Here is a 23,815-nt window from a genome sequence, read left to right as displayed (position 1 = left end):
GTCACCCCAACATCGGCTTCGGCGCCGAAGGGTCGGCCTCCTCTTCGGGGATCTTGACGAACACGCTGTACCGCGCCCCTTCCATCGACTCGAAGGCGATGAGCTTTTCCACCAGCGGACCGCTCAGGATCTTGCCGGCGTTGAGCAGCAACATGCCGTTGTCGGCGTTGAGGTTGCGCGCCAGGATCATGCCGGCCGCCAGTTCCCGGGTGTTCATGACCTTCACCGTCGGATCCGACAAGGTCACGTCTTCCAGGTATTCACCGCAGGCCTTGATGAAATCCTCGATCATATTCGGGTCGTACAACTTGCCGGCGTACTTGCGGATGTAGACCAGCGCTTCGTCGCTGTTCATCTGCCGCTCCAGAATCAACCCGCGCTGCAGCTCGATGAAGTCCACCGCCAGTTTCAACAGCCGCGAGCCAAACGGAATGGCCTCGCCCTTGAGGTGCTCGGGGAAACCGCTGCCGTCCCAACGTTCCTGGTGATGGCGGATGATCCGCGCCGCGTCCTTCATCGGGTCCAGGGTCATCAGCAGCGATTCGCTCTGCTTCGGATAGGCTCGGTACAGCTCGAGCTCAGTGTGGTGCAGCATGTCGGCGGGCGTGACCATCATGTTGTCGGTCCAACTCAGCTTGCCGATGTTGTAGAGCGCCGCGGCCATGGTCAGGTCGCGGTCGGTGGACTCATCAAGGAAATGCAGCCGGCTGTAGACCCTGATCAACTCGATGATCTGCCGGTTGGTCTGCTTGGCCTTGGGCAGGCGCAGGTTGGCGATCAGCGAAAATACCTCGGTGCTGGTCACATAACTGCGCTTGAGCTCGTCATAGGCCAGGTCGAGCATGTCGGCGGTCTGCTGCAGCTCGGAGGTGCGCGACGCCACGCGTTTTTCCAGGGTGGCGTTCAGGGTCTTGAGTTGTTGGTTCTGCTCGCGGTTCAGCGCTTCGAGGCGCTGGCGCTCGCTTTCGGAATGCTGGTGGGCCAGGGCCTGGCGCAAGGCCTGCACCAGTTCTTCATCGTTCCAGGGCTTGCTGAGGTAGCGATAGAGCTGCCCCTCGTTGATGGCCTTGGTCATCATGTCCACATCGGCATAACCGGTGAGCAGGATGCGCAAGGTCGATGGATACAACTTGCGGATCTCGGCCAGCAACGTGGCACCGTCCATGTTCGGCATGCGCGCATCGGTCATCACCAGGTCGACCGGCCGCTCCTTGAGGATTTCCAGGGCCTTGGCGCCACTGTCGGCCAGCAGGATCTCATACGGCTGGCTGCGCAACAGCCGACGCAGGCTATTGAGAATCGACTCTTCGTCATCGACCAGCAGCACCGTCGGCTTCTTTACCGGAACGTCCGGCGTTTGATCTTCCATTTGAAACCCCCTCCTGATTCACGACAACCGTTCTACCTTAGCCCCAAAATACAGGCTAGTAGATTGCGAAAATTTAGACACATTTGCCATCAGTGACCGAGCGCATCGCGATGAGACGGCTATGCTCTACCCCATGAAGGGCCATGTACAGGCCGAATACTCATGCCAGCGAAAGGGATATCAGATGTTTCCAAGGTTCTATCGTCAGCATCAAAGTGGTGCACGGCCATGAGCCTGCCTTTGGATAAAACCAACCGGCGGATCCTGATCGTCGACGACACCCCGACCATCCATGAGGATTTTCGCAAGATCCTCAGCCCCCAGATGAACGCCGAAGACAACCTGAGCAGCGCCGAAGAAGCCCTGTTCGGCGCGCCGGTGGCCGTCTCGAGCATGAGTTTCGTGCTCGATTCGGCGTTCCAGGGCATGGAAGCCCTGAACAAGGTCGAAACGGCGCTGGCCCAGGGGCAGCCCTTCGCCATGGCGTTCATCGACATGCGTATGCCGCCCGGCTGGGACGGCTTGGAAACCATCGAACGGCTGTGGCGCGCCGACCCCAAGCTGCAGGTGGCCCTGTGCACCGCTTATTCGGATTATTCCTGGGAGGATATTTCCGAGCGCCTGGAACTGGGCGACCGCCTGCTCATCCTGAAAAAACCCTTCGATGCCATCGAGATCCGCCAGATGGCCAGCGCCTTGACCGTCAAATGGCAGATGACCGAGGACGCGGCGCTGAAAATGGACATGCTCGAACGGGCGGTCGAGGAACGCACCCGCGAGTTGGCCGACGCCAACATCATCGTGCAGAACAGCCCGACCATCCTCTATCGCCTGCGGGGCGAGCCGCCGTTCCCACTGATGTACATCTCCCACAACATCACCAAGTTCGGCCATGTCGCGGCGCACCTGATCGACTCGCCGGACTGGGCGCAAACCCTGATTCACCCCGACGACCAAGATAAGGTCCACGAGGCCATGGTCCGCGTCCTCGACCGCGACACTGCGGGGGCGTCCATCGAGTTCCGCATGCGCACCGGCGACGACACGTTCCGCTGGGTAGAGAACCGCTACATCCCGGTGCGCAACGAACAGGGCCTGTTGTTGGAGGTGGAAGGCATCATCCTCGACATCACCGAGCGCAAGCTGGCCGAAGAGAAGATCGCCCTGCTGGCCCGCACTGATGGCCTGACCGGGCTGGCCAACCGCGCCACCATGATCGAGCGCCTCCACCAGGCTTTCGCCGCCGCTCGTCGGGGGGCAGCACCGTTTGCCATGTTCTACCTGGACCTGGACCACTTCAAACGCATCAACGACACCTTGGGCCATCCCATCGGCGACCTGCTGTTGCAGGAAGTCGCCACCCGCATCAAGGCCTGTACCCGGGAAAACGACGTGGTGGCGCGCCTGGGCGGCGACGAATTCGCCCTGCTGCAACTGGACGTCCATGAAGCGACCCACTGCGCCGCGCTGGCGGGCAAGATCCGTGATGCGCTGGTGGCGCCGTATTCCCTGGACGGCAACGACGTGCGGATCTCGGTGAGCATCGGCATCGCCCTGTACACCCCGCAAAGCCTGAGTGCCGACAGCCTGATGGCGCAATCCGACATGGCCCTGTACCGCTCCAAGGAAAAGGGTCGCAACCAGTATCACTTCCATAACGAGGAAATTAACCAGGAAGTCACCGACCGGGTCGCCCTGGCCAACGACCTGCGCCAAGCCATCGAAAACCACGAACTGCACCTGCACTACCTGCCGGAAGTCGACCTCGGCTCCGGCAAGATCCTCGGCATGGGCGTGCAAGTGCGCTGGAACCACCCCGAACGGGGCTGGCTGGAACCGGAGGCCTTCATGCCGGCGGCCGAGAAGACCGGGATCATCATTGGCCTGGGGCATTGGGTGCTGGACCAGGCCTGCCAACAAATGCGCCAGTGGCGCGACCAGGGCATGGCGCCGCCGGTGATCGCCATCGACCTGTCCCTGACCCAGCTCAAGACCGGCCCGGAACTGATCTACGACGTGCTGCGCACCACCGCGCGCTGGGAACTGGCGCCCTGGGACCTGCGTTTCGACGTCACCGAAGCGACCCTGGCCCAGACCAAGTGGACCCACAACGACGTGCTGCCGCGCCTCTGCGAATTGGGCGTGCAGATCGCCATCGATGACTTCGGCACCGAGTACTCCTCGTTCGATTACCTCAAGACGTACCGGGTCAACCACCTCAAGCTCGCCCAGCGCTTTCTCGACAGCGCCAACGACGACCCCGAGAACGCCACGACGTTGCGGGCGATCATCAACTTCGCCCGGGACGTGGGCATCGGGATCATTGCCGAGGGCGTCGAGACCCAGGAACAACGCACCACGCTGATGTCCAGCGGCGGGGCGATGCAGGCCCAGGGGCATTACTTCAGCACCGTGGTCGACAGTGGCCAGGCCGCCGAACTGCTCAAGGCCGGCGCCATCATTCCCGCGACAGACCATTGGACCCGGCCGGCGAGCCAGCTATCGGAGAGCAATCCATGAACCCCATGTCGGTACCTGCCAACCGGCGGATCCTGGTGGTAGACGACACGCCGGCGATTCACCAGGACTTTCGCAAGATCCTCAGCCCCAGCGGCGGCGGCGATGACTCGCTGGACGACACCGAAAGCCTGCTGTTCGGCACTCCACAGGTCAACCGGCTGCAATTCCAGATCGACTCGGCCTACCAGGGCGAGGAGGCGCTGGAACTGGTCAAGCGCGCCCAGGCCGAAGGCCAGCCCTATGCGCTGGTGTTCGCCGACATGCGCATGCCACCGGGCTGGGATGGCCTGCAAACCATCGAGCAACTGTGGAAAGCCGATCCGCGCCTGCAAATCGCCCTGTGCACGGCCTTCTCGGATTATTCCTGGGAAACCATGTCCGAACGGATCGAGTTCGACGATCAACTGCTGATCCTCAAGAAACCCTTCGACACCCTGGAAATCCGCCAGATGGCCAGCGCCATGACCTGGAAATGGCAACTGGCCCAGGACGCGGCGAGAAAAATGCGTAGCCTGGAACGCACGATCGAAGAGCGCGTCCAGGAATTGCTCAAAGTGTCCCACCTGCTGCAATACGACGTGCTCACCGAGTTGCCCAACAGCATGTTGCTCGGCGATCGCCTGACCCAGGCCATGGCCCAGTGCCGTCGGCATGACCGGCAACTGGCGGTGATGTTCATCGGCCTGGACCGCTTCAAGCGCGTCAATAACGCACTGGGCCATCCGGTCGGCGACGAAATGCTCAAGCGCGTGGCCCGAGCGTTGGCGACCGTGGTGCGTGAATCCGATTCGGTGTTTCGCTACGGTTCCGATGAATTCGTGGTGATCGCGGGGGACATCGTCGAGGCACAGCAAACCAAAGGCGTGGCCGAAAAACTGCTGGCGGCCATCAGCACCCCCCAGCCCATCGACGGCCATGACCTGAGCGTCACCGCGAGCCTGGGCATCAGCGTGTACCCAACCGACGGTTTCGACGCCGTGGCCCTGATCAAGAAAGCCGAGACGGCGATGCGCAACGTCAAGGAGACCGGTCCCAACGACTACCGTTTCTTCACCGAGGACATGAACCGCCGGGCACGGCAGCAACAGACCATCGAATCGGGCCTGCGCCTGGCCCTGCAGCGCAAGGAATTCGTGCTGCATTACCAACCCAAGCTCGACCTCAAGAGCGGCAAGGTGGTCGGTGTCGAGGCGTTGGTGCGCTGGAACAGGCCCGAACATGGCCTGGTCTACCCATCGGACTTCATCCCGGTGGCCGAGGACAGCGGCCTGATCGTTCCACTGAGCCAATGGGTGCTTCAGGAAGCCTGCCAGCAGGCCTGCCGCTGGCAAGCCCAGGGCATGCGGCCGCTGTACCTGTCGGTGAACATCTCGGCCATCGATTTTCGCCAGCGCGGCTTCGTCGAAGGCATCGCCCGCACCCTCAAGGAAACCGGTCTGGACCCGACACAGTTAGAACTGGAGATCACCGAAAGCGTACTGATGCAGAACATCGATACCACGGTCGCCATCCTCAAGGCCATCAAGCAACAGGGGATACGCCTGGCCATCGACGATTTCGGCACGGGTTATTCGAGCCTGAGCTACTTGCAGAAATTTCCGGTGGATGTGCTGAAGATCGATCAGTCGTTCGTCGGTGACCTGAGCATCGACAGCAATGACGCCAAGCTGGTGAGCACCATCATCAGCCTGGGCAAGAGCCTGAACCTGCACATCATCGCCGAAGGGGTGGAAACCCTTGAGCAGCTTGAGTTTCTCAAGAAGCACCAATGCGAGGAGGTCCAGGGTTATTACTTCAGCAAGGCCGTCGAACCGCAGGCCTTTGCCGATTGGATGACCGAGTGGGAAAAACGCCAGAACCCGTTTTCGTGAACACCTGAGTGTCCTCAACCAAAGCTTCAAGGAAAACATCCCATGGCGTTACATGGACTGATTCTGGCTCTCGGCCTGCTCGTGGGAGCAAGCGTGACCGCTCACGCCGAACCCCTGGACGAACCCCTCAAGCCCCTGCCACCGGTGCCGGCCCTGGACCCCAAGCGCGTTCAGTTGGGACTGCGGCTGTTCAATGACCCGCGGCTGTCGGTCAACAACACCCTGTCCTGTGCCAGTTGCCATCGCCTGGACAAGGGCGGCGCCGACGACAAGCCGTTTTCCTTAGGCTTCGACGGCAAACCGGTGGAAGTCAATACGCCGACGGTGTTCAACGCCAGCCTGAACTTCCACCAGTTCTGGGATGGCCGCGTCGATACGCTGGAAGAACAGGTCCACGAGGTCGTGACCAGCCCGGTGGAAATGGGCAGCACCTGGGAGGCGGTGGTCAAGCGCATCGCCGATGACCCCGGCTACGCCAAGGACTTCAAGGACGCCTACCCCGATGGCGTGACCAAGCCCAATATCCAGGGCGCACTGGCCGACTACGAGCGCACCTTGCAGACGCCCAACTCGCGTTTCGACCAATACCTGCTGGGCAATACCGACATCCTCACGCCTCGGGAGAAGTTCGGTTACCAGCGCTTCAAGGAGTACGGCTGTATCGCTTGCCACCAGGGCGTGAACATGGGCGGCAACATGTTCCAGAAATTCGGCGTCATGGGCGACTACATCGGCGACCGGGGCAACCCCAACCGGGCCGACGAAGGACGCTTCAACATCACCGGCGATGAAAACGATCGCCAGGTTTTCAAGGTGCCGAGCCTGCGCAACGTAGCCATTACCGCCCCGTATTTCCATGACGGGTCGGCGCCAACCCTGGAACGCGCGGTGGAGGTGATGTTCAAGTACCAGTTGGGCCGTGAGCCCCTGAAGAACGATACCGAGCTGATCGTCGAATTCCTCAAGACCCTGACCGGTGAGTGGGAGGGCAAACCCCTATGACAGTCCTCCGTCGCCTCGGCCTGGCCTTCATCGGCCTCTTGCTGGCGGGCATCCTGTTGTTCATGTACGTCAATTCGGGCGCCCGGCAGGCCGCTTCGTACATCGAGTCCCGGGACCTGATCCGCCTGCTCAAGCAACAGGACGCTATCTGGGACAACGAAGTCCTCAAGTCGCGAATCGCCCTGACCCACAACTACGACCCGCTGGTCTCGCCCCTGCACGAGATGGCACGTTTGTGGCAGCGCCTGGACGCCATCGAATCGGAACCGGAGCGCCACGGGCCATCACTCTGGGAAGCCCAGCGCGCCGAATACCTCAAATTGGTCAAGGAAAAAACCCGTCTGATAGAACAGTTCAAATCCCATAACGCCGTGTTGCGCAATTCCCTGGCCTTCCTGCCCACCGGCGAGGACGACATCCAGGCCCAGTTCGCCCGGCTGCCTGATACGTACAAACTGGAGTTGCAGAACGTTGCCATCGACACCTACGACCTGTTGCTCAGCAGCATGGAGTTCGCTCAGCTCAGCTCCCCTGAAAGAGCAGCTGAAGTGCTGCTGGGTCTGAACCAGTTGGAGGTCAACAAGGAACGCCTGCCCGAGGGGCTGCTCAACTCCGTCGAAGTGTTGCGCAGACACATCGGGGTGATCTTGCGCGAACAGCCACGGGTCAATGAATTATTACTGGGGATCGAAGCGATTCCCTTGGCCGATCGCCTGGACACCATCACCCAGTTGCTCGAGAAAGACCAGGCAAAAGCCGCCGCCCAGTACGAGCGCAACCACGTTTACCTGCTGGTGTTCGCCACGTTCCTGGTGCTGATCCTGATCTGGCTGGCGATCCGGCTGATACGCAGCTTCGCCGAGATCAAGCGGGTCAACAACGCCCTGCAAACCGCCAACGATGAGCTGGAACAACGGGTCGAAGAGCGTACCCGCCAACTCAAGGACACCCAAAGCGAGTTGATGGACACCGCCCGCCAGGCTGGCATGGCGGAAATCGCCACCAACGTGTTGCACAACGTCGGCAACGTCCTCAACAGCGTGAACATCTCCGCCGACCTGGTCAGCCGCAAACTGCGCAGCAGCAAGGCCCTGGGGCTGGGCAAGGCGATGCAATTGATCAACGAACACACCGATGACCTCGGGCACTTCCTCACCGAGGACCCCAAAGGCAAGCTGCTGCCCGGCTACCTCAACCAACTGGTCGAGGCCATCGCCTCGGAGCAGCAGGGCCTGACAGATGAATTGGCCCAGTTGAGCAAGAGCGTGGACCACATCAAGGACATCGTCTCCACCCAACAGTCCTATGCCGGGGCCAACAGCCTGCTGGAACCCCTGGTGGTCAGCGAGCTGCTCGAAGACGCGCTGCGCATGAACTCCGGCGCCCTGACCCGCCATCATGTTACGGTGATCAAGGAATACGGCGACGTGCCGCGGATCATGGGCGACAAGCACCGCTTGCTGTTGATCCTGATCAACCTGATCAGCAATGCCAAATACGCCATGGCCGGGGTGTCCAACCATGCGCGGAACATGACCCTCAAGGCCGCCGTCGTCGATGGCGAGACCCTGCAAATCAGCGTCAAGGACGAAGGCGAAGGCATCGCGGAGGAAAACATGACGCGCATCTTCGCCCATGGGTTTACCACGCGTAAGGAAGGCCACGGCTTTGGCCTGCACAGCTGCGCACTGGCGGCCATCGAAATGAACGGCCACCTCACCGCCCACAGTGAGGGGCCAGGCAAAGGGGCGACATTCCAATTGCAGGTGCCCCTGAAACTTGCAGAAGGTGAACCATGAACAGCATGAGTAACCGCCGCATCCTGTTGATCGACGATACACCCGCCATTCATGAAGATTTCCGCAAGATCCTCACCCCGGAGGATGAGAGCAACACGGACTTGCAGGACATGGAAAGCGCCTTGTTCGGCGAAGCGCCGAAACCTGCCGCCACCGTGTTCGAGCTCGACTCGGCCTACGGTGGGCAAGAAGGCTTGAACAAATTGCTGGAGGCCGCGGCGAAGGAGCGTCCCTATGCCCTGGCCTTTGTCGACATGCGCATGCCCGAAGGCTGGGACGGCGCCAAGACCATCGAAGAACTCTGGAAGCGCGACCCGCAGTTACAAGTGGTGGTTTGTACCGCCTACTCGGATTATTCCTGGGATGAACTGCTCGACCGCCTGAACGGCCACGATCGCCTGCTGATCCTGAAGAAGCCGTTCGACAACATCGAAGTCCAGCAGATGGCCAACACCCTGACCACCAAATGGGAAATGACTTCTCGGGCGCAGTTGAAAATGAACAAGCTCGAAGACCTGGTGGAACAACGCACCCAGGCGTTCAGACAGGCCAGCGAGCTGCTGCAAATGGAGATCGACGAACGCAAGATGCTGGAAACCCAGTTGGTGCAATCGGAAAAGCTCGCCTCGCTGGGCCAGCTGGCGGCCGGGGTGGCCCACGAAATCAACAACCCGATCGGTTTCATTTCTTCCAACCTGGGGGCGTTGGATGGCTACTTCGGCAAGCTCCAGGAAATGCTCAGCGCCTACGGCAGCGCCGAAGAGGCCATCGCCTCACCGGAGCTGGTGGTGAACTTGAGAAAGCTGCGCGAACAGGTGGAGCTGGATTTCCTGGTCGAGGACATCCCCTTGCTGATCAAGGAATCCAAGGATGGCATCGGCCGGGTCGGGCAGATCGTCAAGGACCTGAAGGACTTCTCCCGCGTTGACTCCAGCCAGGAATGGCAGATGGCCAATTTGCAGCAGGGCATGGATTCGACGTTGAACATCGTCGCCAATGAAATCAAATACAAGGCCGACGTGGTCAAGGAATACACACCGTTGCCGGAGGTGGAATGCCTGCCGTCGCAGATCAACCAGGTGATCATGAACCTGATCGTCAACGCCGCCCAGGCCATCGGCCCCGAACGCGGCACCATCACCCTGCGCAACGGGGTCGGTGATGAAACCGTCTGGATCGAAGTGGCGGACAACGGCTCGGGCATCCCCCCCGAAACCCTGCAGAAAATCTTCGACCCGTTCTTCACCACCAAACCCATCGGCCAGGGCACGGGGCTCGGGCTGTCGTTGTCCTACGGCATCGTGAAAAAACACAACGGCGAGATCACCGTACGCAGCGAAGTCGGCGTCGGCACCACCTTCCGCGTGGAATTACCGGTGCGGCAGATGAAGCAGGCGAGCTGAGCCACACCTGGGGTGAGAACACTGTAGAAGCTGTGGGAGCAAGGCTTGCCCGCGATGGGGACGACTCGGTACTTCAGAAACCGAGGCGCCTGTATCGCGAGCAAGCTTTGCTCCCACAGCCTTGCTCCCATAACAATCCCCTCGCCATAGGGTTGCCCGCCGTTTCGCTGCCAGCGCAGAATGCCTACGCCGCCTCGCCAATCGCTCCCCCCAAGGAAACCGTATGAGCCTGTCTCTGCTGAGCCGCTACGCCTTCTTCGCCGGCTGTGTCATTTTCACCCTCGCCAGCCTGCCGTTTCTGCAACACGACTGGCTCTGGCCGATTGCGCTGGTGACCGGGCTGTTGAGCCTGCTGGGGTTGTTCGACTTGCTGCAAAGCCGCCACGCCGTACGGCGCAACTACCCGATCCTGGGCAATATCCGCTACCTGGTCGAAGGCATCCGCCCGGAGATCCGCCAGTACCTGCTCGAATCCGACAGCGATGCCCTGCCCTTCTCCCGGGCCCAACGCTCGCTGGTGTATTCCCGGGCCAAGAACGAAAGCGCCGACAAACCGTTCGGCACCTTGATCGACGTCTACCAGACCGGCTTCGAATTCATCGGCCATTCCATGCGCCCGGCCCCACTGAGCGACCCCAGCGGTTTTCGGGTGACGGTCGGCGGCCCGCAGTGCACACAGCCGTACTCCGCGTCGGTGTTCAACATCTCGGCCATGAGCTTCGGCTCCCTGAGCGCCAACGCCATCCGGGCGTTGAACCAGGGGGCCAAGCTGGGCAACTTCGCCCACGACACCGGTGAAGGCAGTATCAGCCCCTACCACCGCGAACACGGTGGCGACCTGACCTGGGAACTGGGCAGCGGCTATTTTGGCTGTCGTACAAGCGACGGGCGCTTCGACCCCGAACGTTTCGCCGCCCAGGCCCAGAACCCGCAGGTGCGGATGATCGAAATCAAGATGAGCCAGGGCGCCAAACCCGGCCACGGCGGCATCCTGCCCAAGCACAAGGTCACCCGGGAAATCGCCGAAACCCGTGGCATCCTCATGGGCGAGGATTGTGTTTCGCCGTCACGCCACAGCGCGTTTTCCACGCCGATCGAACTGATGCGGTTCGTCCAGCAACTGCGTGAGCTGTCCGGCGGCAAACCGGTGGGCTTCAAGTTCTGCTTGGGTCATCCGTGGGAATTCATGGGCATTGCCAAGGCCATGCTGGAAACCGGGATCCTACCCGACTTCATCGTGGTCGACGGCAAGGAAGGCGGCACGGGCGCCGCGCCAGTGGAGTTCACCGATCACATCGGCGTGCCGCTGCGCGAGGGCCTGCTGTTCGTGCATAACACCCTGGTGGGCCTGAACCTACGGGACAAGATCAAGCTCGGCGCCAGTGGCAAGATCGTCAGCGCCTTCGACATCGCCAGCGTCCTGGCCATCGGCGCCGACTGGGCCAACGCCGCGCGTGGCTTCATGTTCGCCATCGGCTGCATCCAATCCCAAAGCTGCCACACCAACAAATGCCCCACCGGCGTCGCCACCCAGGACACCCTGCGCCAGCGCGCCCTGGTCGTCCCGGACAAGGCCCAGCGGGTCTACAACTTCCACCGCAACACCCTCAAGGCCCTGGCCGAAATGCTCGCCGCCGCCGGGCTTGAACACCCTTCGCAATTGCAGCCCAAGCATCTGGTACGGCGTATGTCGGCCACCGAGGTCAAGTTGTTCTCTCAGTTGCATGTGTTTTTGAAGCCGGGGGAATTGCTGACGGGTGAGGTCAACGGGGCGTTTTATTCGCGGATGTGGCAGATGGCGCGGGCGGACAGTTTTGAGCCGCGGGAGGTGGTGGCGGCATGAATAATCCCGCAGCAAACCGTTTTCGACGCTATGGAATTTCAACGCCAACGGTAGAGAAACTTTCCCAATATTAATGAGCCAAATCGCGGCAGTTAACAGTGCTGCGATTGATCCGCGCGGGCTCTTTCATAACGATGAAACCATAGTCGCCCAGTAGATAAATTCGGTAATACTGATTGTCCACGACGGGCACATATCCTAGATAGCCGACGTGGGTCGCATTACGCCGCTCACGTTCGACCGCCACGTTGGTGATGCCCATTAACGGCAAGTTTTTCGAAAGCATAAAGTAGTCGATGTTGAGCAGATAATGCAGAACCGGCAGCTGTTTGAACGAGCCGCAAGCGCTTGCCAACCAAGAGTCAGAATAAGTGACGGATATGTAAATCCGCTTGGCTTCGTACAGTGCCCGGTGCGAAGTGATGTCATACCCCAGACTGTAAAGCGCTCCATTGGCGAAGGATTTTTGTAAGGTCAGCACTCGGCCATAAGCGAAGGACAGCGAAAGCGTTGCCAAAAGCGGAATGACCAGCAGCAGCGGCAGTCGACGATGAATCGGCGCAAGGGCCAGATAAGCAAGATAAAACAGCAACATCAACAGCACCCCGAAACCCATCAGGGTGCGAGCACCTTCATTGAAGTCGCGGAAAAACAGCGTGATGCCAGGTACCAACAGGACCAATAAGGGCAGCATCAGCAAACAACCCAGCAGCATCACCACACTTTTCCAACGTTGCCGTTCACGCACGCACACCCTGCAGCTCAATCGTACGAAACCGATCAGCGCACACAGGACCAGCACGGAGAATATCCAGGTGTATCCGCCGTGAAACAACAGCGCCACCTTCTCCACCACCCGTCCAATATTGATGCTGATCTGCAGAAGCGGATCGGCTTTCCAATTCAATAATGCAGTCCGCTCCGTTCTCATGAGCATGACGGCGGCGGCGAAGTAAATCAGCATCGCCAAGCCAAGCTGAGTCAGCTTCCAACCCAACATTTGCAGCCACTGTAGGCATGGCTCCCGTTTGTATGCCGCCCTGAGCAGTTCTAGGCAACACAGGCCCAGAAACACATTGAAGCTGATCTGATAGAGCCCGAATGCCAGCACCAACAACGCCGTTGGCACCCACCACTGACGAATTCGCGATGCACCCTGAAAGGTAATTGCGTAAATAACAGCGACCAGACTCAGCGCCATACCCGGGCCATCGTATTGATACGACAGGTTCTGCAACAGGAAGGGGTTGTACCAGAGGGGCAACGTAACCAGGCAGCACGCCAGTGTCGGCTGAGGAAAGTAATAAAAGGTCAGGCGAGTCAAAGCCAGGGACATAGCCAACACGGCGAGCAACAAAGGCAGCGGAAAAATGTCCGGCGCGGCGCTGGTGAAGGACAACGTTTGATACAACAATTCACTGAACCAACGTCCTTGGTCAGTCCAAGCAGTACCCGCTTCCAGCGTCCGCCAGTTATCGTCGATATAGCGAAAATCAGCGAGGATCAACGGCAGGACGTACAGCAAGCTTGCTGATAAAAAAAATAGCGCGATCTGTTGGCGATTGAGTTCGCGATAGACAAGATCGCTGATTCTCATTTCATCGCTCCCATGATCGTTGCGGTCGATTGATCACTCGCTGCCCCCCCTGCGATCAAGAATTACAGGTCAACAGCTGGCTTTGTGCACACGGAGCAACTGCGTCATGATTCATCCCGGGGCTTGAGCCGACCTCCCCGGATCATCTCCTTGATGACATACCGCGGCCGGTGCTTGGTTTCCAGATAAATCCGCCCGATGTATTCACCCAATACCCCTATGCCGATCAGTTGCACACCGCCCAGAAATAGAATCGCGGTTATCAACGAAGGATAGCCGGGTACATCATTTCCGAAGAACAACCTGTCCAGGACCATGTAGACGGCATACGCCAGCGAAATCAGCGAGATGCAACTCCCCACATAAGTCCACAACCGCAACGGCACGGTACTGAACGACGTGATGCCTTCGAGCGCCAGGTTCCACAACTTCCAAACGTTGAACTTACTGTTGCCAGCGGCGCGACTCGCGCGGTCGTATTCGATGATGACGGTGTTGAAACCGGCCCACGACAACACGCCTTTCATGAATAGCTGATACTCGGGGAGGGTCTTGATGACTTCCACGACCTTGCGATCCATCAGGCGAAAATCGCCCACGTTGCGTTCGATATGAGGGTAGGCAATCTGATCGAGCAGGCGATAGAACAGTGCAGCGCATCCCCGCTTGAGATAACTGTCGGATGAACGATCGCGACGCTTTGCCAGCACCACCTCGGCGCCCTTTTCCCATTCGGCGATAAGTCTCGGAATAACCTCAATGGGATCTTGCAGGTCCACATCCATCGGAATAACCACATCGCCGCTGGCATACTCGACTCCGGCAAACAACGCTGGTTCCTTGCCAAAATTTCGGGAAAAGCTGATCAACAGGACCAGGTTGTCAGCCAACGCAATATCACGGGCCAGGGTGGCGGTCTGGTCGAGGCTGCCATCGTTGATGAATACGATCTCGACGCAATGATCCCTGAGCTGCGGATGCTGGCGGACACTTTTGTAAAACAAGCCGATGGCCTGCTCTTCGTTGTACACAGGAACAATCAGCGAAATATTCATGGACGACGTCCGCGAAACACTACAGACCAGGAAAACAGAAAGCCGAACACCAGACTCAACAGCGAGAATGCCGCTACGGTCAGCAGACCCTGAAGGTGCCAGCGGTCCCCAACGTGACCGACGATAAAACTGAGCACGCCCATGACACAGAGGAAAAACACATAGCTCGTTACCGAGAGTTTAGCCTCGAAGGTGTAAAGCGCGTTGACATAAAAGGAGAACGAGGCAGCCACGCAAAAGGCCGTGAAATTACTCGTTGCCTGATTGAGACCGACAGCCACCCGTAGCACAAAAAATATCTGCCAATGGATCAGCGTATTGGCCAGTCCCACCAGTGAGTAGCTGAGAAAACTTTTCCATATCGCTTTCATACATACTCCCGAGCAGGTCGGTGCTTCAGGCGGTACTTACTCTAGGGTTCTGTCTGTACCCGGTCTACTGTAAGAACTAACAGGTGCGCCGTAGTTCGTTGCCAGAGACTCAACAAAAAAAGAGCCCCGATCATCCGACCGGGGCTCTGTTTACATCGCCGTCCACTTACGAAGCTGAACGTACCGAACCCTGCACATCACCCGTCGGTTGCAACTTGAAGGTGTAGAACAATACCGTCAGCAACACTAGGAACGCAGGGCCCACATACAACGCCACACGCGTATCGGGGAAGTACGCCATCAACCCCACCACCAGCACCAGGAATGCCAACGCCAGGTACGAGCTGACCGGGTACAGCCACATGCGGTATTTCAACGCCGCACGCTCTGAAGCACTGAGGCTTTTACGGAATTTGAGCTGGGCCAGCAGGATCATCACCCAGGTCCAGATCGCGCCGAAGGTGGCGATGGACGTCACCCAGACGAAGACTTTCTCCGGCACCAGGTAATTGAGCAGCACGCCCAGCAGCAACGCGGCGATGGACAGCAGCAGCGCGCGGCGTGGTACGCCGTTGTTGGAGGTCTTGGCGAAACCGGACGGGGCCTGGCCGTTCTGCGCCAGGCTGTAGAGCATCCGCCCGGTGCTGAAGATCCCGCCGTTGCAGGACGACAACGCGGCGGTGATCACCACGAAGTTGATGATGCCGGCGGCGGTCTTGATGCCCAGGCGCTCGAAGGTCATCACGAACGGGCTGCCTTGGGTGCCGATCTCGTTCCATGGGTAGATCGACAGGATCACGAACAGCGCACCGACGTAGAACAGCAGGATCCGCCAGAACACCGAGCCGATGGCGTTGGGGATGGTTTTCTGCGGGTTCTTCGCCTCTCCGGCGGTCAGGCCGATCATCTCCACGCCCAGGTAGGCGAACATGACCATTTGCAGGGACATCAACACGCCGGACACGCCGTTGGGCATGAAGCCGCCATGGGCCCAGAGGTTGGAAATGCCCAGGGCTACACCGTCGTTGCCGAAGCCAAAGGCGATGATGCCGACGCCGCCGATGACCATGGCGATGATGGTGACGATCTTGATCAGGGCGAACCAGAATTCGAATTCGCCGAAGGCCTTCACCGCGATCAGGTTGATCGAGCCCATGCTGACCAGCGCGGCCAGGGCCCAGATCCAGCGGGGCACGTCGGGGAACCAGATGCCCATGTACACGGCAACGGCGGTGATTTCCGCCACGCAGGTCACCAGCCATAGGAACCAGTAGTTCCAACCGGTCAGGAAGCCTGCCAGTGGGCCGAGATAGTCCTGGGCATAGCGGCTGAACGAACCAGCCACCGGGTTGTGCACGGCCATTTCACCGAGGGCGCGCATGATCACCAGGATCGCCAGGCCGCCAATGATGTAGGACAGCATGATCGCCGGACCGGCCATTTCGATGGCCTTGGCCGAACCGAGGAACAGCCCGACACCGATGCAGGCGCCGAGCGCCATCAGGCGGATATGCCGCTCACCGAGTTCACGTTTGAGCGGACCACTCTGGGCGGTCTCGCCATGGGGCAGATGATTGCCGACAGGCATAGGGATAACCTCGTCTTGTTATTGGATTAGCCACCGAGTGTCCAAAGCCACAGGCCGGTAAGCCTGCCGCCTTGCCGAAACCGGGTCTGTCTTGTGGACAGACCGTCCTGTGGAACGACAACCTCAGGATCAGCGGGTCGTGCAGTATAAAAAGCCAGGAATAGAAAGTTTCACTGTAAAACCTGGAAAATTCAGGGATAAACCTCAGCCATGATCGGGTTTTTGAGAGGTGTTGTCTGGGAACCAGGTCATTCGGAAAACGCCGCCGAGTATTGCACAACGATGGTGCAGCGTCATGTTTTGGCATGGGGCGAGGGCTCTAGGGCAAGGTTTTCAGACACTCACCTCTTATGGCGAGGGGTTAATTTGTGGCGAGGGGATTTATCCCCGTTGGGCTGCGCAGCAGCCCTCAAACTGCAACCCGTATATGTCTGGACAATTGAGTTGCCTGCATTGGGGCTGCTGCGCAGCCCAACGGGGATAAATCCCCTCGCCACAGGTAAATCCGACCACCACAGATAACTCTCCTGTCCACAGATAGCCCCCCTGTCCCAACAGGGAGCATAAGGCGCTTCAAAGCCATGCGGCGTCCCAGAGAGGGTAGTCGCCAATACATTCCGCCAACCCCGCCCGAATCGGATTGGCAATGATGTAGTCGGCGCTGGGCCGCAGCTCTTCATTGTCACGAATCGCGCGGTCATGAAAGCCGCTTTGCCAAAGCGGACCAGAGGCTCCGATCATGCTATTGACCTGATGGGTGCAGCGAGCTTTGGTGGCGCCGATGACACGACTCAAATGACCATCGAGGATTTGCAGCAACCAATGGAAGTGATCCGGCATCACCACCCAGGCCAAAGAGTTCACCTGACCGGAATCCTGAGCACGTTTGAATTCAGCGACCAGTAGCCGTCCAATTTTCCAGTCGGAAAAAACCGTTCGCCGCTGATGAACAACAGCAGTTACCAGATAGGCTCGTCCTGGCTCTGAATAACGGCCTCGACGCAAGCGATGGGAATTGGGGTGTGGATGCATTCCTTGCTTCCTATGAAGGGGTTTGAATGCAGCTTAGCCACACCGCTGTTTTATCGACGCTGCGAAGGCTGAGCGAAATTTCCGAAACTTGAGTAATCCCTATGATGAGAGGAATTTATCTGTGGCGAGGGGATTTATCCCCGCTGGGCTGCGCAGCAGCCCCCCATACTGCAAACCGATATGTCTGGACAATTGAGTTGCCTGCATTGGGGCTGCTGCGCAGCCCAACGGGGATAAATCCCCTCGCCACAGGTAATCCCACCACCACAAATAACTCCTTCTCCACAGATAGATCCCCTGACCACAGGGAAACCCTGTTTCCTTGTCCAGACAGGGAGACACAAAGCAATGCCTCTGGTCATGACAGACCGGTGCCCATAATTTCCCCTCCCCCAACGCCAACCACCGTCTAAGCTTCAAGCAAGTCCGATCAATCTGCTTAATGGATCAGTCGACTATGGGCGCTTTGTGGCAAACCGATTCGAATGAACCTATGGTCCCGACTGAACGTATGGAAGAAGCGCCTTTACCTCAAAAAAAACGCCGCGCACGGCATGGCTGGCGGGCATTCTGGTTGTTGCTGCTGATTATCGTCGTGGTGGTCGGCTTGGCGGTGGCCAAGGAAATGCGCACGTCTCGGTTTCAGGCCCGGGAGCTCAGCAAGTACGCCGCGTCCCTGAGCTATTCGGTGCAGCCGGGGCCCAGCGATGCCATCGTCTACCCTGGCGCCGGCCCGTTCGACCGGCGCCTGGGCTACAGCGCGCTGGGGGAGTTCCTGCCGCGCCTGCTCAAGCGCGACTACGTGATCCAGGCCCAGGCGCGGTTTTCGCCGGCGTTGATGGGCTACGTCGAAAAAGGCCTGTTCGTGCCCTACGCGGAAAAGATCCAGGCCGGACTGACCATCACCGACTGCCGCGCCGCGCCGGTCTATCAGTTCAAGTACCCGCAGCAGCTGTATGCGAACTTCGAAGCGATCCCGCCCTTGGTGGTGCAGAGCCTGTTGTTCATCGAGAACCGTTTTCTGCTCGACCCCAAGCAACCCTTGGCCAACCCGGCCGTGGACTGGCCGCGCTTCGGCATGGCGGCCTGGTCGCAAGTCGCCAAGCTGCTGAGCCTGCCGGGGCAATCCGCCGGGGGCAGCACCTTGGCGACGCAACTGGAGAAGTACCGTCACTCGCCTGAGGGCCTGACCGTGTCCGGCGCGGAGAAAATCCGCCAGATGATTTCCGCCAGCGTGCGCGCCTATCAGGCCGGCCCGCAAACCCTCGAGGCACGGCAGCGGGTGGTGCGCGACTACCTCAACAGCGTGCCGCTCTCCGCCGTGCCGGGGCATGGTGAAGTCCACGGCATGGCCGAAGGCTTGCGGGTCTGGTATGGCGCCGACTTCAATCGGGCCAATGAACGCTTGGCCAGCACCGCCACCGACCCTAAGAGCCTGGCGGAAAAAGGCCTGGCCCTGCGGGAAATGCTGTCGTTGATGATCGCTCAACGCCGCCCCTCTCATTACCTGACCAAGGGTCGCGATGAACTGGCGAACCTGACCGACAGCCACATCCGGTTGCTGAGGCAAAACGGCGTGATCGACGCGGCGTTGGCCGAGGCGGCCCTGGCGAGCAAGGTCAGCTATCGCGACTGGGTCCAGGACCCGACCGTCCAGCCCAACGAAACCAACAAAGGCATCAGCGCCGCCCGCAGTCGCCTCGCCGCCCTGCTCAACCGCCCGCTGTACGACCTCGATCGCCTCGACCTCTCCGCCACCAGCACCTTGCAAAGCGACTTGCAGGCCCAGGCCACCGACTACCTCAAGCGCCTGGCCGACCCGGCCTTCGCGACCGAGATCGGCCTGATGGGAGAACGCCTGCTGACCCCCACCAGCACCACCCAGGTGCGCTACAGCTTCACCCTGATGGAACTGACCCCCGATGGCTCCCGCGTGCGCGTGCAGACTGACAGCACCGACCAGCCCTTCGACATCAACGAAGGCAGCAAGCTGGAACTGGGCTCCACCGCCAAGTTGCGCGTGCTCACCACCTACCTGCAGATCATTGCCGAACTGCACGAGCGTTATGCCCAGCAGTCCCCGGCGGCGCTGAAGAAAACCGAAGTCGCCGAGCAGGACCGCCTGTCCCGCTGGGCCGTCGACTACCTGATCCAGAACACCGACCGCAGCCTGCCGAAGATGCTCGAGGCCGCGCTGGACCGGACGTATTCAGCCAGCCCCGGTGAGGCGTTCTTTACTGGCGGCGGGCTGCACACCTTCCACAACTTCCGCAAGGAAGACGACGGTCGCATGCCCACCCTGCGCGACGCCTTGCGAGAATCCATCAACCTGCCGTTCATCCGCCTGATGCGCGACCTGGTGCGCTACGCCACCTACGCCGGCCCCAACAACAGTTCCGAACTGCTCAAGGACGACAAGGACCCGCGCCGCCAGGAATACCTGGCCCAGTTCGCCGACCGCGAAGGCACTTCGTTCCTGCTCAGGTTCTGGAAGAAGTACCAGAAAAAGGACACCAGCCAGCGCCTCGAAACCTTTCTCGACAGCATGCGCCCCACGGCGATCCGCCTGGCCGCCGTGCACCGCTATTTCTTTCCCAACGACAGCCAGGAAAATTTCAACCGCTTCGTGCGTGCGCATTTGAAGTCGGCCAAGAGCGCCGAAAAACTCACCGACGAACGCCTGGAACGGCTCTATCAAAGCTATGGCCCCGGCGCCTATGACCTGCCGGACCAAGGTTTCATCGCCAAGGTCCACCCACTGGACTTGTGGTTGATGGGTTACTTGCTGAACAACCCCGACGCCAAGTTCAGCCAGATCGTCAAGGCCAGTCAGTTCGAGCGCCAGGAAGTCTACAGCTGGCTGTTCAAGAGCCGGCACAAGAGCGCCCGCGACAGTCGCATCCGCACGATGCTGGAGATCGAAGCCTTCCTGGATATTCACCAGCGCTGGCAGCAGGTCGGCTATCCATTCGACCACCTGGTGCCGTCGCTGGCCACCGCCATCGGCAGCTCCGGCGACCGCCCCGCCGCGTTGGCGGTCCTGGTGGGTACCATTCTCAACGACGGCATCCGGCAACCGGCCTTGCGCGTCGACAGTTTGGATTTTGCCGTCAATACGCCCTACGAAACACGCCTGGTCAACGACCCGGAAAGCGGCAAGCGCGTGATGCCGGTGGAAGTCGCCCAGGCTCTGCGCGGTGCACTGTCCCAGGTAGTGGATGCCGGCACCGCGAAACGCGTGGCCGGCAGTTTCAAGTTGGCCGACGGGACGCCGCTGGCCATGGGCGGCAAGACCGGCACCGGCGACAACCGCATCGAAGCGGTCGGCTCCGGTGGGCGAGTGATCAGTTCCAAATCGATCAACCGTACCGCCACTTTCGTGTTCTACATCGGCGACAGCCATTTCGGCACCCTCACCGCCTACGTTCCGGGGGCATCGGCGCAGAACTTCAAATTCACCTCGGCCTTGCCGGTGCAGGTGCTCAAGGGCATGGCACCGTTTCTCTCGCCCTACTTGCAGCCGGGGACTCATACCCAGTGCAAGCCGTTGGTGGCGGAGCAGTGAGTTACAGCAACATGTGGGTCAGGTAAATGTGGCGAGGGGATTTATCCCCGTTGGGCTGCGAAGCAGCCCTAAATGCCGGCAACCCGGTGTGTCAGGCAGATAGAGTTGACTGCTTTGGGGCTGCTTCGCAGCCCAGCGGGGATAAATCCCCTCGCCACATCTTCGATCGAACCTGCATGGGGCGATCGGCAGCCCTACGGCGCAGTCGCGTCGAACACCATGTGCACCGTGCCGTAGTAGTCGCCAGGCTTGTACTCGTCATCGGGCTTGATGGCAGCGATGACGAGCGGCACCTGGCGCCCGGGCCGGGCTTCGGTGGCCGAGACCACCTGGGCCGAATCCAGGGTCAATACGACGTTGTTGAACGTCACCCGCAAGTCAATACGCTCACGGCCATTGGACAAGTACGCCTCTTCCCCCAGGCGTGCGCCGATAGAACCGTTGCTGTTCTTCACCTCGTAGGTCGCCCGCAGTGGGCTGAGTTCGTTGGTGATGGTGCTGAAGGGCAAGCGCTGTTCGCGCTGGACCAATTGCGGGTCGAGGGGCAACACGTAGAAGTCGACCGTCGGGATCGTCACGTAGACTTCGAACGTTTCCCGCTCGACCGCGCCCCAGGCGGTGGCCCAGGGCAACGTCAGGGCGCTCAATGTGAGGGGACGTATCAATGTCTTGAATATTTTGGTCTTGAACATTTTGATTACCTCTGGCGTCAACGACGGTTCGGCGACGGCGGCCATCAACCTTTGATCTCGACGTTTTTTTTCTGATTGCCTTCGACAAGGGTGAAGCGGTATTGCCGCCCCGCTTCCTTGTCGAACGAAAAGCTCTGACCGCTCTTGACGTGATGCTTGGTGGTCGGCTTGCAGTCGTTCTCTTTCAGCGCCACGCAGTCCTTGAACTCATCGATCACCACCACCGTGTTGCCGTTATTGCGCAACTGGTAGCGGCTGGCACTGTCGTCGATCACGGTCTCGTAACGGGTGTTCTTTGGCCGCACGAAAAACACCGTGCCGTAGCCCGCCAACACCTTGACCCCCGCCGCCACGCGGTCCTTTTTATATTGCTCGCGCTCTTCGGCGCTGATGGCGAACTCGTCTTCGGCTTCGGGCACCACCGGCACGAAACGCACCCGGAAGTAGCGCTCCTTGTCGCGGTTGCCCATGAACAGCAAGCGCGTACCCTGCACCCCGTTGGCCGGCACGATCAGCCGCGCCGGGCTGGCCATCAACCCGTCCTTGGCCTGGGCGCTGGCCTGGTTCTGCAGCGGCACTTCCTGGTAGCTGCCGTCCTCGTTGTAGATGATTTCCAGGATGTTGACCTTGACGAACGCCGTGGACGTGCCGCCGTTGAACACCCGTTTCATATAGGTGCTTTTGTCGCCGTCGAGGTAGTCGTACACCACCCCTACACCAATCTGCGGCCCAGCCTGGGCCACACCGCAAAACAGACAGAACCCAACCCATGCCAATAGATGTTTCATCGCTTTTCCAACCTCATGCAGTAAACACAACTCATTGAATGTTGCCGGCCAGCCGGCCACTCAGACTTCCGAATCCCAGATCACCGTGACGTTGCCGCTATAGGCTTTGGCGCCACTGTCCAGCATCTGCTCGACACTGCTCTGGCCCACCTCGAAATGCAGCATTCCCAAGCGCCGATCGACGTATAAACCCGGCCGGAACAGCTCGGTGCCACTGCCGTCGCGCAGCAGCCGACGGCGGTTGACCGGTTGCCCGGCGCCATCCGTCAAGCCGTCGGGCAGGGTCACGCTGACGTCCACCGGCACGGCGTGGCCGGTGGCGGTTTCAGAGATCGCGCAGGTGTTGCCGCTGATTTGCTGGCACTCGAGGGCCATCTTGAAACGCGAGGAAGCGGAGATATGAAAGCGCTGGTCGCGGAACAGCCGCGTGGGTTTGCGACCGCTGTTCAGCCAGACTTGCCAGCCTTCCTGGGGCACCAGTTCGACGCGGTTGCCACCGGGAGGCACTTCGACTTTGAGGGTGTGCTCGACGTCGAGTTTGAAATTGAGGGTGAGCGCGGAATCGTTGGGAAGCATGATGTCGCCCATGTCGATGTCCTGCCCCGGTCCGATGCTATAGGTCAGCGACCCCGTATATTGGCCAGATGACATTTTCAGTGGATTGGGGGTGCGCAGTTCGTAGGCAAAGTCCAAGTGGGAATAAGCCATGCTGGGGATGTAATAGCGGGCTCTTTTGGAGCACACGCTTTCCACTGGCGTCTTCCAAAAAAAACCGTACCAATTGTTGCCATAGGGCTGATTACCGCCGTTTTCACAGGGCCGGGGAGCAACCACCCAACCGTCGCCATAACTGCCCCATAGCCGGTGATGAGCAAGTACGACCGTCACATCTCCCTCTACCAGGTCGACCACATTGACAGGGAGTCGATAGTGCGAACCTATACCCGTCATGCGCACTTCCACGACTTCCGTTTCGCCCGTGCTGGCATGGACAATATGTGCCGTACGCCAATTGGCAGGTACCTTAAACATCGCCCCCTTCCGAACGTCTTCATGACCCGCCTGAATAGGACTGATCGAATTGAAGGTGATCGGCAATCGAATGCTGAACATTTTCTTGTTAGCGCACTGCTCCGGATACTGTGCACAGTAGCCACTGACCGGTGTGGTATTAAGGAATGTGTTCTCCTGAGGCTTGGACGCATCGGGCCTGAACAGCGCGCTGATGTCCTGGTTCAAGGCATTGGCCGCAGGAACGCACGCAATCAACAATGCCCCAACCACGCTGCGCATGTTCACCGGTAAATATTTCATCTATCT

Annotated in this window: 16 protein-coding genes and 1 pseudogene; 8 read left to right on the top strand and 9 right to left on the bottom strand. The window is 59.7% G+C overall.

The window, feature by feature from the left end:
• Position 1 precedes the first annotated feature (1 nt).
• On the bottom strand, positions 2 to 1,369 hold the full coding sequence (gene nosR, locus AC3A5O_RS05445) for a response regulator c-di-GMP phosphodiesterase, NosR family (protein ID WP_122567121.1): 1,368 nt from the start codon (positions 1,367 to 1,369) through the stop codon (positions 2 to 4).
• A gap of 228 nt (positions 1,370 to 1,597) precedes the next feature.
• Here nosR and AC3A5O_RS05440 point away from each other — a divergent pair, with 228 nt between their 5' ends.
• The 7 genes and pseudogenes from AC3A5O_RS05440 to AC3A5O_RS05410 all read left to right on the top strand — a co-directional run bounded on the left by AC3A5O_RS05440 (position 1,598) and on the right by AC3A5O_RS05410 (position 11,807).
• On the top strand, positions 1,598 to 3,889 hold the full coding sequence (locus AC3A5O_RS05440) for a GGDEF/EAL domain-containing response regulator (RefSeq protein ID WP_305468287.1): 2,292 nt from the start codon (positions 1,598 to 1,600) through the stop codon (positions 3,887 to 3,889).
• Complete coding sequence (locus tag AC3A5O_RS05435; RefSeq protein WP_305482240.1) at positions 3,886 to 5,760, top strand: two-component system response regulator; 1,875 nt, start codon at positions 3,886 to 3,888, stop codon at positions 5,758 to 5,760. Before AC3A5O_RS05440 ends, AC3A5O_RS05435 begins: the two co-directional genes overlap by 4 nt.
• Before the next feature lie 42 nt (positions 5,761 to 5,802).
• On the top strand, positions 5,803 to 6,762 hold the full coding sequence (locus tag AC3A5O_RS05430; protein WP_460082057.1) for a cytochrome-c peroxidase: 960 nt from the start codon (positions 5,803 to 5,805) through the stop codon (positions 6,760 to 6,762).
• Positions 6,759 to 8,561, top strand: coding sequence for a DAHL domain-containing protein (locus tag AC3A5O_RS05425; protein WP_305468291.1), 1,803 nt, complete (start codon positions 6,759 to 6,761; stop codon positions 8,559 to 8,561). Before AC3A5O_RS05430 ends, AC3A5O_RS05425 begins: the two co-directional genes overlap by 4 nt.
• Positions 8,562 to 9,151: 590 nt before the next feature.
• Positions 9,152 to 9,238 (top strand): annotated as a pseudogene (locus AC3A5O_RS05420) (hypothetical protein); the annotation flags it as partial.
• Positions 9,239 to 9,295: 57 nt separating this feature from the next.
• On the top strand, positions 9,296 to 9,964 hold the full coding sequence (locus AC3A5O_RS05415; protein WP_439800563.1) for an ATP-binding protein: 669 nt from the start codon (positions 9,296 to 9,298) through the stop codon (positions 9,962 to 9,964).
• 223 nt (positions 9,965 to 10,187) lie between these two features.
• Entirely contained in the window at positions 10,188 to 11,807 is a 1,620-nt protein-coding gene (locus tag AC3A5O_RS05410) for an FMN-binding glutamate synthase family protein (protein ID WP_122567127.1), read from the top strand.
• A 70-nt stretch (positions 11,808 to 11,877) separates the two neighbouring features.
• On the opposite strand, the gene AC3A5O_RS05405 is transcribed toward AC3A5O_RS05410, so the two are convergent.
• The 5 genes from AC3A5O_RS05405 to AC3A5O_RS05385 all read right to left on the bottom strand — a co-directional run bounded on the left by AC3A5O_RS05405 (position 11,878) and on the right by AC3A5O_RS05385 (position 17,450).
• Positions 11,878 to 13,404: a glucosyltransferase domain-containing protein gene (locus AC3A5O_RS05405; RefSeq protein ID WP_487752922.1), complete on the bottom strand. Its 1,527-nt coding sequence runs from the start codon at positions 13,402 to 13,404 to the stop codon at positions 11,878 to 11,880.
• Between the two features lie 104 nt (positions 13,405 to 13,508).
• Entirely contained in the window at positions 13,509 to 14,459 is a 951-nt protein-coding gene (locus tag AC3A5O_RS05400) for a glycosyltransferase family 2 protein (RefSeq protein WP_487752921.1), read from the bottom strand.
• A complete protein-coding gene (locus AC3A5O_RS05395; protein ID WP_122567130.1) occupies positions 14,456 to 14,830 on the bottom strand; it encodes a GtrA family protein in 375 nt (124 codons plus the stop codon). Before AC3A5O_RS05395 ends, AC3A5O_RS05400 begins: the two co-directional genes overlap by 4 nt.
• A gap of 166 nt (positions 14,831 to 14,996) precedes the next feature.
• Positions 14,997 to 16,418, bottom strand: a complete 1,422-nt coding sequence (locus AC3A5O_RS05390; RefSeq protein ID WP_305482236.1) for an amino acid permease — start codon at positions 16,416 to 16,418, stop codon at positions 14,997 to 14,999.
• Positions 16,419 to 16,991: 573 nt separating this feature from the next.
• Complete coding sequence (locus AC3A5O_RS05385) at positions 16,992 to 17,450, bottom strand: REP-associated tyrosine transposase (protein ID WP_487752920.1); 459 nt, start codon at positions 17,448 to 17,450, stop codon at positions 16,992 to 16,994.
• Positions 17,451 to 17,907: 457 nt separating this feature from the next.
• Here AC3A5O_RS05385 and AC3A5O_RS05380 point away from each other — a divergent pair, with 457 nt between their 5' ends.
• Positions 17,908 to 21,015 carry a transglycosylase domain-containing protein gene (locus tag AC3A5O_RS05380; RefSeq protein WP_487752919.1) on the top strand — a complete coding sequence of 1,036 codons (3,108 nt, stop codon included), beginning with the start codon at positions 17,908 to 17,910 and terminating at the stop codon, positions 21,013 to 21,015.
• 194 nt (positions 21,016 to 21,209) lie between these two features.
• Here AC3A5O_RS05380 and AC3A5O_RS05375 read toward each other — a convergent pair whose 3' ends face one another.
• Genes AC3A5O_RS05375 through AC3A5O_RS05365 form a run of 3 tightly spaced genes read right to left on the bottom strand, consistent with a single transcriptional unit; the run spans position 21,210 to position 23,809 of the window.
• Entirely contained in the window at positions 21,210 to 21,692 is a 483-nt protein-coding gene (locus AC3A5O_RS05375; protein ID WP_487753011.1) for a CS1 type fimbrial major subunit, read from the bottom strand.
• Positions 21,693 to 21,751: 59 nt separating this feature from the next.
• On the bottom strand, positions 21,752 to 22,495 hold the full coding sequence (locus AC3A5O_RS05370) for a molecular chaperone (RefSeq protein WP_122567135.1): 744 nt from the start codon (positions 22,493 to 22,495) through the stop codon (positions 21,752 to 21,754).
• A gap of 60 nt (positions 22,496 to 22,555) precedes the next feature.
• Entirely contained in the window at positions 22,556 to 23,809 is a 1,254-nt protein-coding gene (locus AC3A5O_RS05365; RefSeq protein ID WP_305468296.1) for a hypothetical protein, read from the bottom strand.
• Positions 23,810 to 23,815: the final 6 nt, after the last annotated feature.

It is taken from the genome of Pseudomonas sp. Soil_N_39 (genome assembly GCF_057655955.1).
This window is presented reverse-complemented; position numbering and strand designations above follow the sequence as displayed.

What these genes read in the sequence shown, in the direction of transcription:
- nosR (WP_122567121.1), bottom strand. Translation starts at nt 1,369, where the DNA reads ATGGAAGATCAAACGCCGGACGTTCCGGTAAAGAAGCCGACGGTGCTG.
- AC3A5O_RS05440 (WP_305468287.1), top strand. Translation starts at nt 1,598, where the DNA reads ATGAGCCTGCCTTTGGATAAAACCAACCGGCGGATCCTGATCGTCGAC.
- AC3A5O_RS05435 (WP_305482240.1), top strand. Translation starts at nt 3,886, where the DNA reads ATGAACCCCATGTCGGTACCTGCCAACCGGCGGATCCTGGTGGTAGAC.
- AC3A5O_RS05430 (WP_460082057.1), top strand. Translation starts at nt 5,803, where the DNA reads ATGGCGTTACATGGACTGATTCTGGCTCTCGGCCTGCTCGTGGGAGCA.
- AC3A5O_RS05425 (WP_305468291.1), top strand. Translation starts at nt 6,759, where the DNA reads ATGACAGTCCTCCGTCGCCTCGGCCTGGCCTTCATCGGCCTCTTGCTG.
- AC3A5O_RS05415 (WP_439800563.1), top strand. Translation starts at nt 9,296, where the DNA reads ATGCTCAGCGCCTACGGCAGCGCCGAAGAGGCCATCGCCTCACCGGAG.
- AC3A5O_RS05410 (WP_122567127.1), top strand. Translation starts at nt 10,188, where the DNA reads ATGAGCCTGTCTCTGCTGAGCCGCTACGCCTTCTTCGCCGGCTGTGTC.
- AC3A5O_RS05405 (WP_487752922.1), bottom strand. Translation starts at nt 13,404, where the DNA reads ATGAGAATCAGCGATCTTGTCTATCGCGAACTCAATCGCCAACAGATC.
- AC3A5O_RS05400 (WP_487752921.1), bottom strand. Translation starts at nt 14,459, where the DNA reads ATGAATATTTCGCTGATTGTTCCTGTGTACAACGAAGAGCAGGCCATC.
- AC3A5O_RS05395 (WP_122567130.1), bottom strand. Translation starts at nt 14,830, where the DNA reads ATGAAAGCGATATGGAAAAGTTTTCTCAGCTACTCACTGGTGGGACTG.
- AC3A5O_RS05390 (WP_305482236.1), bottom strand. Translation starts at nt 16,418, where the DNA reads ATGCCTGTCGGCAATCATCTGCCCCATGGCGAGACCGCCCAGAGTGGT.
- AC3A5O_RS05385 (WP_487752920.1), bottom strand. Translation starts at nt 17,450, where the DNA reads ATGCATCCACACCCCAATTCCCATCGCTTGCGTCGAGGCCGTTATTCA.
- AC3A5O_RS05380 (WP_487752919.1), top strand. Translation starts at nt 17,908, where the DNA reads ATGGGCGCTTTGTGGCAAACCGATTCGAATGAACCTATGGTCCCGACT.
- AC3A5O_RS05370 (WP_122567135.1), bottom strand. Translation starts at nt 22,495, where the DNA reads ATGAAACATCTATTGGCATGGGTTGGGTTCTGTCTGTTTTGCGGTGTG.
- AC3A5O_RS05365 (WP_305468296.1), bottom strand. Translation starts at nt 23,809, where the DNA reads ATGAAATATTTACCGGTGAACATGCGCAGCGTGGTTGGGGCATTGTTG.